The sequence below is a fragment of the Streptomyces pallidus (ex Mingjun et al. 2026) genome, assembly GCF_051550185.1.
Taxonomy (GTDB): domain Bacteria; phylum Actinomycetota; class Actinomycetes; order Streptomycetales; family Streptomycetaceae; genus Streptomyces.
This window is the reverse complement of sequence record NZ_CP196182.1, coordinates 671,705-684,003: the sequence shown is the minus strand read 5'-3', so window position 1 is coordinate 684,003 and position 12,299 is coordinate 671,705. Positions and strand designations below refer to the sequence as shown.

Sequence of the window (12,299 nt, the reverse complement as noted above, 5' to 3'; positions counted from 1 at the left end):
CCTGCCGCGGTCCGTCCGCCGCGGGATGGAACACAGAATGACCTGGACACTCTCTGTTGGGGAGTAGCCACTTCTTGGTACGGTACTTACCGTAGCGAAAGCATTGAGGTGAGCCGTATGGCTGCTGTCGGGAATGTGACCGGGCCCATGCCGTCATTCGATCCGTACGAGCGCGGCTGCCCGTCGCGGGACCTGCTCGACCAGATCGGCAGCAAGTGGGCGGTCCTCGTGCTCGGCGAACTCGGCCGGAACGGGACCTCCCGGTTCGGCCAGCTCCGGCAGGCGCTGGCGGGCGTGAGCGAGAAGATGCTCACCCAGACGCTGCGCACCCTCGAACGCGACGGGCTGGTCAGCCGGACCGTCTACCCAGAGGTGCCGCCGCACGTGGAGTATGAGCTGACCGCGCTCGGCCAGACGCTGAGGGAACCGCTGAAGGCGCTCACGGAGTGGTCCGTGCTGCACATCGAAGAAGTCATCACCGCCCGCGAAGAGTACGACGACCGCACTGAGCGCACCAGGTAGTCAGCGGCGGCCAGCGGTCCGGTCATAGACGGCCGCCTCGCCGAGACCGGCCCGACAAATCAGACCCACCCAAGCCACCCGGCGACATCACGGGTTCAACCTCAGCAACCGGAACCGTGAAGGCAGCACAGCGGCCATCAGGAGAGGACGGGAACGATGCACAGCAAGGTGTGCACCGGTTTCAAGATGATCCTGACACTGGATCACCGGCACGCGGCCGCGGTGCGACGTTCCCACGGCGGATCCGAGCTCCACGGCTTCGGGGGCGCGCCGCAGCGTCGCGTCGCCGAGCGGTGCACCGCCGTCGACGGTGATGGGGGGCAGGACGGCCGTGCCCTCCGCCCGCAGTTGCGCGCTTCGGAGCGGCGTGCGCGTGTGGCCGTTCCGTCGAAGGGCGAGGCCGAAGGGTGACGGGCTGTGGTGCTGTTGCCTGCTCCCTCAGCCCGTAGCAACCCCGCAGAAGGCGGGCGGGTGCGTTGGCGACTCGAACGCCGTCAGCGCCGGCCCGCCGGTTCCATCTGTCGGCACGCCCCGCAGCAGCTGCTCCTCGCCGCGCGACGCGCGCGGCTCGCGGAGTCGCGCCGTCCGCCAAGGCTGACGGCGGCGAAAAATCGTCGGAAAGGTGGATCCACGGCCCGGCGGATTTCATCTTGCAGGTGTCTGCGAGCGATCGTGTGCGTTCGCTCTACTGGCCGTTGCGAGAGGGGTCACCGAGTGGCCGGAGCATTCCGTTTCGAGATACTGGGCGCCGTGCGCGCGTACCGGGGGGACGTCGAGCTGCGGGTGGGACCACCGCAGCAGCAGGCGCTGTTGTCGCTCCTGCTGCTCCGTGCCAACCAGCCGGTCTCCATGGCGCAGATCATCGGGGCGCTGTGGGGGGACGCACCGCCCGCCCGGGCGGTGACCACCGTCCGTACCTACGTCTGGCGGCTGCGGAAGCTGCTGGAGCCGGAGGGCGGCGCGCCGACCGTCCTGGAGCTGGCCGGCGACGGCTACCGGCTGACGGTGCCCGACGGGGCGCTGGATCTGTGCCGGGCCGAGGCGCTGGCGGCTGCGGCCGCGCGCGCCACGGCCGGCGAGCGTGCGGCGGAGGGCGCGCGGTTGCTCGCGCAGGCGCTGGACCTCTGGCAGGCGGAGCCGCTGGCGGGGGTGCCGGGGCCGTTCGCGGAGCGGCAGCGTGTCCGACTGGACGAGTTGCGGCTGACCTTGTGCGAGGAGCACTTCGAGCTCGCGCTGGCGCTGGGCGGGGAACGCTCGGCCATACCGGATCTGGTCGAACTGACCGAGGCGCATCCTCTGCGGGAGCGTCCCCACGGCCTGCTGATGCGCGCGCTCCACAAGGCGGGGCGTCAGGCCGATGCCCTGGCGGTGTTCGGCCGGGTGCGGGACCTGCTGATCGAGGAGCAGGGCATCGAGCCCGGTCCGGAACTGACCGAGGTGCACCGTCGCATCCTCATGGGCGACCCCGTGCCGACCAGGCCGGGCCTGACGCGAACGGTGGCGTCGTCACCGCCGGCGGGGCGGACGGGCAGCGACGGCACCGAGGGGCCGGGCCGGCCGCAGGGCGAAGACGCCGTGGACGGCTCGGGCGGGGTTCCGCCGGAAGGGGCGGCGTCCTCGAGCACGCCGCCGACTCCCGCCCAGCTCCCTTATGACGCACCGGACTTCGTGGGGCGGCGCGACCAGGTGGACGTCTGGCACGCGTTACTCGCCGAACCGGTGCGCCGGACACCGATCGTGCTGGCCGCCGCGGGGATGGGGGGCGTCGGCAAGACCTGCCTCGCCCTGCACGTCGCCCATCGGGCCCGTGCCCACTACCCCGACGGCCAGCTCCATGCCGACCTGCGGGGCACCGGGCCCGATCCGGCGAAACCGGGCTTCGTCCTGGCCGGGTTCCTGGCTGCGCTGGGCGTGCCGGAGGACGAGGTGCCCGACGGCGTCGAGGACCGCGGCAGGCTGTTCCGGTCCCTGGTCGACGGGCGGCGGATGCTGATCGTCCTGGACAACGTCCGGGATGCCGACCAGGTCCGCGAGCTGATCCCGGGTTCATCGAGCTGCGCGGTCGTCCTCACCGGCAGGTCGCCCGTGTTCGACCTGCCGGTGACGTCGCAGCTCCTGCTGGAGCCGTTCGGCGCCGACGAGGCGCTGGAGCTGGTCGGTGCGATCATCGGCCGCGAACGCCTGGCCGCGCAGCGGGAGGATGCCCTGAGGCTGGTCGAGGCCTGTGGTCAGCTGCCGCTCGCGGTGCGGATCGTGGCGGCCCGGCTGTCGGCGCGGCCCTCGTGGACGGCGGCGACGCTGACCGCGCGCCTGGCGGACGAGCAGCGGCGCATCGCCGAGCTGAGGATCGGCACGCTGGCCATCGACGCCGTCTTCGAACTGGGCTACCAGCAGCTCACCGTGGCCCAGGCGCGGACGTTCCGGCTGGTCGCGCTGGCCGGCGCGGCGGACATCGGGGTGCCGGCGGCGGCGGCCTTGTTGGGCGTCGACGAGTCGACGGCGGAGGACCTGCTGGAGTCGCTGACCGATGCCGCGATGGTGGAGTCCACGAAGCCCGGCCGCTACGGCTACCACGAACTGGTGAGGGTGTTCGCCCGGCAGCGTGCGGAGTCGCACGACGCCGGGGAGGCGGGGGAAGCCTGCGGCAGGCTGCTGGACTTCCTGCTGGCGACGGCCTCCAGCGCGTTCCCCCACGCTATTCCCGGAGACGCGGTGGCGAAGGCGTTCGGCCCGCCGAGATCGGCCGGTCTGGAGTTCCACGACGTGCACGCCGCCCGTGCCTGGGTGGTCGCCGAGATCGACGGGCTGGTGGCGGCCGCCCTGGGCGCCGTCACCCTGCGCCTGCCGGGCACGGCCGAGGACCGGCTCGGCAGCGCGGTCGACATGCTGCTCGCGGTCAGCCCGTTCACCCCCGCCGTCTGGTACGAGCGGATGGCACCCGTGGCGCTGGCGCTGACCGAGGCCGCGGAACTGACCGGCTGCCGGAGGACCATCGGGCGGGCACGGATGCTCTGCGGGGGCATCGCGCTGCGCGCGGACAGGATCGAGGACGCGGGGCGGCACGCCGGGCTGTCCGTCGAGGCGGCCCGTGAAGCGGGAGACGTCTACACGCTGCGCCAGGCCCTCAACGACCTGGGTCTGGTGGCGCAGTTCCTGCGCCGTTTCGAGGAGGCGGCGGTCTGCTACGACGAGGCGATCGCCCTGGCCCACACCTTGGGCCACCGCTCCGGCGCGGCGGTGACGACCGTCAACGCGGCGCTGGCCCGGGTGCGCAGCGGGCGGCCCGAGGAGGCGGTCCCCGCCTGTGAGCGCGCGCTGTCGCTGATGCGCGAGTTGGACGACCGCGTCGGCGCCGCCTATGCCCTCTACGTGCTCGGCCTGGCCCTGCACGCACTGGGCCGCTTCGAGGAAGCGGCGGTCCGGTACGGCGAGGCCCTGACGGTGTGCCGGGCGGCCGGCCTGCGGGACCGGGAGGCGCAGGTGCTGTACCAGCTGGCGGAGACCCTGCGGTGTACCGGGCGGGTGCCGGAGGCGGTGGAGCACGCCGCGGCGGCGGTCGAGCGCTGCGAGGAGGCGTGCTCGGACCGGGACCGGGCACATGCGTCGGTCGCCATGGGGCGGGCACTGGCGGACCTGGGCGAGACCCGCCGGGCCAGGGAGCAGTTGGAGCAGGCCCACGGTGTCTTCACCCGCCTCGGGCTGCCGGACGCGGCCGACGTGTCGGAGCTGCTGGCCGGACTGGACTGACCGTGGTTCCCGTTACGGGGGGACGGGGACCTCGGGCGTGGAGATGGCCGCCCGGGCGCCGGGTGTGCCCGCTGTGCCGGACGGCCGTCCATCAGCGGGGGATCACATCAGCACGGCCGGCGGCTTGAAGTCCGATCCGGTGTTGTTGACGTTGGACACGACGGTGTCGTGCTCGTCCGCCTGTATGCGGGTGGCTGCGGGGGCGGCGGGGCCGAGTCCGGCCGTGCCCAGGGCGGCCGCGGCGAGCAGCGCCAGGCCGAGGGCCGCACAGGCGCGGGACAGCTTGGACATGAGGGTCCTCCTTGACGTTCACCACCGGTGGTCCGCCGGTGGTGGTTGCGGGGTGGTGGAGTGCTGCCGACGGATCGCGTCAGCAGCACAGGGGGATGTCGAGTTCGAGCAGGGCGCTCTGGAGCACGGTCGGTGCGCCGTGGAGCTCCGCCGTCGATGCGAGGGTGAGGGGGGCGGGGCACAGCGCCAGCAGCAGGGCCAGGACCACCGCGCGGGCGGTGCGGTGGGGCAGCGGGCCGGTGAGGGCTCCGCGTGGGGTGTGGACACCGGTGGGGGGGCTGGCGGCGTACGGCATACGGAGCGCTGCTTTCTCGTCGGAGGCATGGACCGGGGAAGAGACTCGTGAGGGGGTTGTCGCCCCGTCCCGGCCCTGTCCTCCCGACGTTAGACGCCGGCGATCAACAGAGGATCAGCAGCCGATCTACGTCCGTGCCGGGCCGTGTCGATCGGCAGGCCCGGTGGCGGATGCCCCGTCGGCGACCGGTCCGCCCGCGGCCGGGAGCAGGCTGCTGCGCTGGCCGAGGCAGCGCAGGCTCTGTCGGTAGGCCCACACGGCCCGCTCGGTGCGCCCGGAGCGCTCCAGCAGCTCGCCGAGGTCGTTCCACGCGGAAGCCGCCTGCCGGTCGGCCTCGGAAGCCTCCAGCAGGAGCGCGGCCCGCTCGCAGCCGGCCTCGGCCGCCGCCGCGTCGCCGAGCTGCAGTTGGGCGCCCGCCAGTACCAGGAGGGTGCGTGCCGTCTCCAGCCGGTGCCCGGAGCCCAGCAGCTCCAGCGCCCGCTGGGCGTGCCGTTCGGCCTGGCGGGCGTCGGACTCCAGCAGGCAGGCGCGGGCGAGCGAGGTCTCGCAGTAGGCGAGGTCGACGGTGCTGCCGTGATCGGCGAGGGCCTCGGCGCTGCGTGTCAGCTGCGCCTTGGCCTCCGCGATGTCGCCGGTCTCCGACTGCATGAGCACCGAGGCGTAGGCGTTGCGCAGCCGGGACAGGGCACGGGCGTCGTCACCCTCGGAGTAGATGGCCAGGGCGCGTTCCAGCAGCAGCAGGGCGTCGGCGGACGCACCGTTGCGGTGCGCCACCACTCCGGCGTTCCAGTACGCGGCGCCCAGCGCCTTGCGGTCGCTGATCCCCTCCGCCTCCTCGATGGCGGTCCGGGCCAGGGCGGCGGCACGGTGCAGATCGCCCCGTTCGCAGTGCAGTCCGACGAGCGTGGCCAGCAGTTCCACGCCCAGCACGGTCGGGGTGAGCCGGAGCTTGCGGGCCTCCTCCAGGGTGCTGGTGGCCAGGTCGACGGCGTGGGCCAGATCGCCCATCTCGCGGTGGCAGCGGCACAGTGCCACCGCGACCGCGAGCCGCGGGACCAGGGACTGGCCGTGCCCGACGTGGTCGAGCAGCGCCCGGTAGCGCTCGGCGGCCTCCTCCAGCCGGCCGTCGTGTTCCAGGGCCTGGGCCACTCCGTACTCGGCGGAGAGCCGGACGGCGTCCTTCCCTCCTGCGGCGGCCGCGTCGCGGACGGAGGAGAAGGTGTCCAGGGCGGTCTTCGGGTCGCCGTTGCGCAGGCTGATCTCCGCGTAGCGCAGCTCGATCTGGAGGGTGTCGGGCTGTTCGTTCGCCACCAGTTCCAGCAAGTGCTCGGGCGGGCAGCCGAGTCGGGCGGCGATCTGCTCCAGGACTTCCGTGGAGGGGGTCCGCTTGCCGGCTTCCAGCAACGAGATGTAGCTCGGGGAGAGCTCCTGGCCGGCCAGGTCCATCTGCGACAGACCTGCCGCCCGGCGCAGCTGGCGGATCCGTGACCCCAGAGCCTGCGGTTCCGCCATGGTGGCCACCCCTTTTTATTGTGACTGACTACGGGACAGAGCGAGTGAATATACTCGGTCAAGCCCGGGTCGGACCAGGTCGGAGCGGGCCGTGTGTCAGTCGGTCGGCACGGCGGGAGCCGGCGCTTCGGGGCGGCGGGCGACGGGGCGGCTCCGAGGTGGTCCGCTCGGTGCGGGTCCGGACCGGCTCGTCACTCGCCCCGTTCAGCCGTGCCGGTCGAACGGGCACGTCCACTGCGGCGGGACCGCGCGCCCGGAGTACTGCCGTGCTTCGGAGATCTCGCCGTGCTCGGCGAGCATGGGGTTCACGTGGCCCTGTAGCGCCTCTTCCTTGCTGCGTATCTTCGTCTGCATTCCCTGATAGACGCCGGTGCGTTTCAGCTCGGCGAACTGCCGGTGGGAGTTGAAGACGAGGGTGGGATGGGCGAAGCGCCGTGAGATGCGCGACGCGCGGCGGTGCAGGCCTATGACGAAGAACGGGTGGCCGCCGAAGCTGAACCCGAACCGGGGGCTGCGCGGATCGTTCGAGACGTCGGGGGCCCACGGGTTCTCGGCCCGGTCTGCCCGGTGGAGTGCGCCCAGCTGCTCCCAGAGCAACTCCTCGAACGTCTCCTCGTCCGCCGGATCGGACTCCGTGAAGATCGCGGCGAAGGAATGGAAGCGTCCGGAGCTCGTCAGCCGGCCGGTGACGAACCGCCCGAGGTCCGTGCAGAGCCGGTCCAGGCCTTCTCGGTCGCCCAGGGCCCCGTAGACACCGGTCTCCAGTTCCCCTCGGTGGAGCGCCGCCCGTGCTCCCAGGCAGGTGAACGTGTCGGCGCGCAGCCAGGCCGCGAAGCGCTCGACCACGTCCTCGGCGCGCTCACGGCCCTGCGTGTCCTCCCTCATCGCCCGCTCCACCCCCGGTCGGCGAGCGCCCGCAGCACCGTTTCCCGGCGGCGGCGCCGCTCCTCGCGCAGGGGGCCGTCGTCCGTGCGGACGAACTCCGCCCGCACGGTGAGCGAGAGGTGTCCGGCGGGCACCCGTCCGCCCTGCAGCAGGTCCTTCACGGCGACCCGCCGGTGTTCGGTGCCGCCGGCCTCGGCGACCACCTGCAGGACCTCGCCGGCCGACACGGCCTCGGGCACCACGACGGTCACGTTGAACGCGGGCGGGGGAAGCGGGTCCGGCAGCCGCACGGTCGCGGGGACCGGTGGGAGGCCGCCCAGCGCGTCGAGGTCCAGTTCGGCGCAGAAGACCCGCTCCCCCACCGCGTCGATCAGTTCCGCGGTCCGTTCGGACAGCAGTCCTGCCCGGCCCACGGCGGTGCCCCGTACGCGGACGGCGAACGAGGCGCCGTCCGCGAACTCCGCGTGGGGACGGGGGGTCAGCTCGAACGCTTCCTGGCCGGCCGCGCCGGCCACGGTCCGCAGGAGGCCGTTCAGGTCGGCGAAGCCCACGGTCCGCGGTCGGGGTTCGACCAGCGACGCGGGTGCGGCGGATCCGCTCAGGACGACGGCGAACCGCCAGGACTCGTCGCCGTACGCGGCGGACAGCGGGACCTGGCCGAGTTCGAAGAGGTGGGCCGCTCCCGTGTGCCGCAGGGACCGGCCCGCGACGCCGAGCAGGCCCGGAAGCAGGGAACCGCGCACCCGCATGTCGCGCAACCCGGCCCGCCCGTGCACGGTGATGGGCTCGGCCCCGGGTGGCGTACCGACCGCGGAAAGGGGTTCCGAGGCACGCAGCAGCACCGGGGAGACGATCTGCTGCAGTCCCCGCCGCAGGGCGGCGGCGGCGAGGCCGCCCCGCAGCTGGCGCGCCCGGTCCGGCCACGGGCCCCCGGCCGAAGGCGGCAGGCGGCGCGGCAGCGTCCGGTATCCGCGGACGCGGGCGGCCTCGCCGGCCAGTGCGGGAACACAGTCCAGGTCCGGGCGCGCGGCGGGCACCGTGACGTGCAGCGCGCTGCCTTCCCCGGGGGGCGCCACTGCCGTTCCGCCGGCGGCCAGGAGGGAGGTCAGCGTCGCGAGGTCGGTGTCCGGGTCGAGCAGTCGGCGCAGTTCGTCGGCGTCGGGGCGCAGGACGCGCGGGGCGGGTGCCGCCGCGCCGGCCCGGCCGGCTGCCGTGACGGTGCCGCCCGCCCAGTCGGTGACGAGTCGGACCAGGCGGGCCAGCGCCCGGTCGCAGGAGTGCGGGTCGTGTCCTCGTACGGCGGGGGCTGTTTCGTCCGTGCCCGTGTCCGTGTCCGGGCCGGTCCCGGGCTGGGGCAGGGGCTCGGGCTCGGGCTCGGGCTCGGGCTGGGGCGCCGGGTGCGCCGCCGCCGGGTCGAGCCACCAGGCCCACACCAGCGTCTCGCGGCCGTCGGCGGGAACGGCTGCCGGCGCGGTGTCCCGTCCGAGGACGGCCACGGTCCGCTCGCCCGCCGACAGTACCCAGGCGCCGGGGGGCGGTGACGGTGTGCTCGGGTCGTCGTGTGCTGCGGGTCCGGCGGGGCTCGCGGCACGCAGCCGCAGCCCGGTGAGGTCGAGTGCCCGGGCGTCGGTCGAACCGAGGGGCTGACCCGTTTCGAGCGCGACGTACGCCGCCAGGTCGGCCACCGTCCCCGTGGGCCGCACGCCTGCCGCGCGCAGCCGGTCCGCCGCCGCGTCGGGCAGGCGGACCGCGGCCGGGATCCGGACGACGGCTGCCGCCACCCGGCCGGGGATGCCCTCGTCCGCCGTCAGGGCGAGGCCGTTCGGCAGGACCGACAGGCGGAGCGGTGCGGTGGGCCCGTCTCCGTTGCGGGCCCGGACCTCGGCTGCCAGGCCGCGTACGGAACCGAGGTGGGCGAGCTCGGGCGGGGGTACGACCTCCACCGCGCGGTCGGCGTCCAGGACGGCCCGTGCACCGCTCTCGTGGAGACCGTCCAGCAGCGCCGTACGGTCGAGGTGGCCGCCGCATTCCTGCTCCAGCCAGGCGAGGGGGATCTTCACAGTGGGTCGGTTCCTTTCTCCGGCAGCCCCAGCGGCAGGCAGGCGTGGTCGAACTGCTCCAGCAGGCGCACGTCGTTGACCAGCAGTTCCCGGATGTCGGTCAGCCCGTGGGTGAGCCTCAGCAGGCGCTCGACGGAGCAGCCGAAGCTCAAGCCCGCGACCGTGCGCGGGTCGTGGCCTCCGGCGGTGAGCACCCGGTCGCGGAGGATGCCGCCGGCGCCGATCTCGACGTGCCCGCGGCCCTCGCACTCGTCACAGCCGGGGCCGCAGCGCGGGCACGCCACGTCAACGGCGAACCCCGGCGAGGCGAAGGGATAGTCGCCGCGGCGCACGCGCCATGGATGCCCCTGTCCGAACAGGCCGGACACCAGGCGGTCGAAGAGTCCCATGAGGTCGGGCAGGCCCGCGTCGGGCTGGACCACGAGTCCGTCGATCTGGGTGAACTGGGAGCCGGAGTAGGGGGAGGAGAGTTCGTTGCGGAAGCAGGTGCCCACGAGCAGGGTCCGCAGCGGTGCGGGGGCGGCGGCCCGCATGGCCTGCGGGCCGCCGGAGGACGCGTGGGTGCGCAGCACCAGGTCCGGTGCGGGGTAGAAGCTCAGGCGGGTCCGGGTCGGATGGTCCTGCGGGTAGCCGAGCACGTCGAAGTTGTCGCGTACGGACTCCAGCAGGGGCAGGTCGACGATGTCGAAGCCGAGCGGTACGAACAGGTCCCCGATCCGGTCCACGAGCGCCGCCACCGGATGGGGGCGCCCGGTGTGCGGTCCTGCGGTCGGCAGCCCGGGATCGCAGCGGGCGTCGGCCACCGCCGGTGTCAGGACGAGGGGCGCCGGTTCGTCCGACACCGTCAGCCCGCCTTGCGGTAGACGCCGATGTGGTTCTCCGAGTAGGTGTCGTAGGGGACGTTGCCCCAGTCGCCCCAGCGTTCGCTGAGTTCCAGTCCGGCGATCCTGGCCATGAGGTCGAGCTCCGAGGGCCACGTGTAGCGCAGGAAGGCCGGGTAGAGCTTGATGCCGTCCTCCCGGATCTCGATGTGGTTCTCCTTGATGTGCTGGGTGGCCCGGTCGAAGGTGTCGGCCTCGATGCGCACGTGGTCGAGCCCGACGTCGTACACGTGGGCCCGGCCGTTGAAGCGGAAGCGGGTCGGGTCCGGTACGAACGTCTCGACGACGAAGAGCCCGCCGGGCTCCAGGTGGGCGGCCACCGACTCGAAGCACTGGATCTGCTCTTCCTGGGTCTGCAGCGCGTACAGCGAGTTGAGCAGCAGGAAGATGAGGGAGTAGCGGCGCTCGGAGGTGAAGTCGGCGATGTTGCCGATGGACACCTCGATGGACTCGCCGCCGGGCTTGGTGCGCATCACGTCGACGATCTCCGGGGACGCGTCGAGCCCGTCGAGGGGCACGCCGCGCTGCGCGAGCGGGAGGGCGACCCGGCCGGTCCCGATGGCGAGTTCGAGTGCGCGGCCGCCGCCGACGCGCTGGGCGAGGAACTCGACGGCGCCCTCGGGCTGCGGCCAGTCGATGTGGTCGTACACGTTCTTCCAGCGGGGGCCGTACGTCTCGGGCTGCCAGTCGGTCATGGTTCGGGCCTTTCTCGCGGTCTGTCGTGGTCAGGGGTGGGCGGGCGTGCGCGGTCGCGCCCTGCCGTGAGCGGCGTGGGCGGGGCGCGGCGGGGGGCGTCGTGCGTGGGCGGGGAGGTCGGGTGATCAGGAGCCGAGGACGCTCAGTTCGTGGTGGGCGAGGAGCAGGCGGTCCTCGACCTCGTCGGCGTGCGGGCCGGTGGCCATGACGTAGCCGACCCGGCCGTAGAGGTCGTCCGGCGGGGGCGTCACCGTCTCCCCGCGCGGGCGCAGCTCCCCGATCTCGTGGATCCAGGGGCGGGCGCGCAGCGTGGCGGCTTCGGCCAGGCCGTCGAAGCGTTGGCGGGCCCGGGGGTAGAGGAAGCGGATGCCTGCCGAGCGGTCCTCGCTGGACGCGGTGTGCGGCGGGCGGCCCAGGGCGGCGGCGGTGAGCAGGGAGCCGAGCCGCACGCCGCGGGCCAGTTCGACGATGCGGGAGGCGATGTCGCCGCCCGGTCGGGCGTTCAGCTCGATGATGCGCGGTCCCGCCGGGGTCATCTTGACCTCGACGTGGGCGACGGTGCGGTCGATGCCTGCGGCGAGGACGCTGCGGCAGGCGAGGTCGAAGCCCTCGGTCATCTCGGCCCGGCCCAGGGTGCCGTGTCCGGTAATGAAACCCGCCTCGACGGGATAGGGGTCGTACGCCCAGATCTTGCGTGCCCAGGAGACGGGGGTGGCCGTGCCGTCGTGCACGAGGCAGTCGACGTCGAACTCGAAGCCCTCCAGGAATTCCTCGACGAGGATTCCCTCGCTTTCGAGGCCCATCTTGTCCGCGTGGAGTGCCGCGTGGAAAGCGGGGTCGAACTGGGATTCCTCGTCGACCCGGCGCACTCCGGCGCTGCCGGACAGGCCCCGCGGTTTGACGATCAGCGGGTAGCCGATGTCGCGGGCGGCCCGCCGCGCCGCGTCGAGGTCGTGCACGAGGAGGGAACGGGTCGGCGAGATGCCGGTGTCGTTCAGCAGGGTCCGCTGGCGGTGCTTGTCGCGTGCCAGTTCGGCCGCCGCCACCGGCACGCCGGGCAGCCCCAGGCTCCGGGCGAGTCGGGCCGCCGTGACGACCATGGTCTCCTCGTAGGTGACCACGGCCGCGACCCGGCGCCGGCCCACGAGGGCCTTCGCGGCCCGCAGCGCGTTCCCGTCGGTGTCGCCGGCTTCGGAGGCGTCGAAGACCTCGGCGGCCTGGACCCAGTGCCGCTGCCAGGTCACCGGTTCGGGATTGAGTAGTACCAGGTCGGCCTCCGCGGCCATCTGGGCCAGCAGGCGCTCGTGGCCGGCGCGGTAGCCGGACCCCACGACGAGCAGCGTTTCGCGGCTGCCCGCACGGTCGTGTGTCACGTGTCTTCCTCTCGGTCCGGTCGGGTTCCGCAGTCTC

11 protein-coding genes are annotated in these 12,299 nt (G+C 73.4%); 3 read left to right on the top strand and 8 right to left on the bottom strand.

The genetic code is table 11. The features are described from left to right. Positions 1-147 precede the first annotated feature (147 nt). The 3 genes from ACSHWO_RS37840 (at position 148) to ACSHWO_RS37830 (ending at position 4,269) form a co-directional block, all read left to right on the top strand. Positions 148-522 (top strand): winged helix-turn-helix transcriptional regulator, encoded by a 375-nt coding sequence (locus tag ACSHWO_RS37840; protein WP_053212341.1) that lies wholly within the window; start codon positions 148-150, stop codon positions 520-522. A 156-nt stretch (positions 523-678) separates the two neighbouring features. Further along, the gene (locus tag ACSHWO_RS37835) at positions 679-933 is read left to right on the top strand and encodes a hypothetical protein (protein WP_438319786.1); all 255 of its coding nucleotides are present in this window, start codon (positions 679-681) and stop codon (positions 931-933) included. Positions 934-1,272: 339 nt separating this feature from the next. Further along, complete coding sequence (locus ACSHWO_RS37830) at positions 1,273-4,269, top strand: AfsR/SARP family transcriptional regulator (RefSeq protein ID WP_438319785.1); 2,997 nt, start codon at positions 1,273-1,275, stop codon at positions 4,267-4,269. 102 nt (positions 4,270-4,371) lie between these two features. Here ACSHWO_RS37830 and ACSHWO_RS37825 read toward each other — a convergent pair whose 3' ends face one another. From ACSHWO_RS37825 to ACSHWO_RS37790, 8 genes are all read right to left on the bottom strand, one after another. Further along, positions 4,372-4,560: a hypothetical protein gene (locus tag ACSHWO_RS37825; RefSeq protein WP_438319784.1), complete on the bottom strand. Its 189-nt coding sequence runs from the start codon at positions 4,558-4,560 to the stop codon at positions 4,372-4,374. Positions 4,561-4,639: 79 nt separating this feature from the next. After that, the gene (locus tag ACSHWO_RS37820) at positions 4,640-4,855 is read right to left on the bottom strand and encodes a hypothetical protein (RefSeq protein WP_361098595.1); all 216 of its coding nucleotides are present in this window, start codon (positions 4,853-4,855) and stop codon (positions 4,640-4,642) included. A gap of 126 nt (positions 4,856-4,981) precedes the next feature. Next, positions 4,982-6,367 (bottom strand): helix-turn-helix domain-containing protein, encoded by a 1,386-nt coding sequence (locus ACSHWO_RS37815; RefSeq protein WP_385843520.1) that lies wholly within the window; start codon positions 6,365-6,367, stop codon positions 4,982-4,984. Between the two features lie 204 nt (positions 6,368-6,571). Continuing rightward, on the bottom strand, positions 6,572-7,252 hold the full coding sequence (gene gntA, locus ACSHWO_RS37810) for a guanitoxin biosynthesis heme-dependent pre-guanitoxin N-hydroxylase GntA (protein WP_438319783.1): 681 nt from the start codon (positions 7,250-7,252) through the stop codon (positions 6,572-6,574). After that, positions 7,249-9,312: a phenylalanine--tRNA ligase beta subunit-related protein gene (locus tag ACSHWO_RS37805; RefSeq protein ID WP_438319782.1), complete on the bottom strand. Its 2,064-nt coding sequence runs from the start codon at positions 9,310-9,312 to the stop codon at positions 7,249-7,251. The genes gntA and ACSHWO_RS37805 overlap by 4 nt, the downstream gene beginning before the upstream one ends. Beyond that, positions 9,309-10,154 carry a tRNA ligase subunit PheS family protein gene (locus ACSHWO_RS37800; protein WP_361098583.1) on the bottom strand — a complete coding sequence of 282 codons (846 nt, stop codon included), beginning with the start codon at positions 10,152-10,154 and terminating at the stop codon, positions 9,309-9,311. Before ACSHWO_RS37800 ends, ACSHWO_RS37805 begins: the two co-directional genes overlap by 4 nt. 2 nt (positions 10,155-10,156) lie before the next feature. Beyond that, the gene (locus tag ACSHWO_RS37795) at positions 10,157-10,888 is read right to left on the bottom strand and encodes a class I SAM-dependent DNA methyltransferase (protein ID WP_361098580.1); all 732 of its coding nucleotides are present in this window, start codon (positions 10,886-10,888) and stop codon (positions 10,157-10,159) included. Positions 10,889-11,014: 126 nt separating this feature from the next. Next, positions 11,015-12,262 (bottom strand): ATP-grasp domain-containing protein, encoded by a 1,248-nt coding sequence (locus ACSHWO_RS37790; RefSeq protein ID WP_438319781.1) that lies wholly within the window; start codon positions 12,260-12,262, stop codon positions 11,015-11,017. Positions 12,263-12,299: the final 37 nt, after the last annotated feature.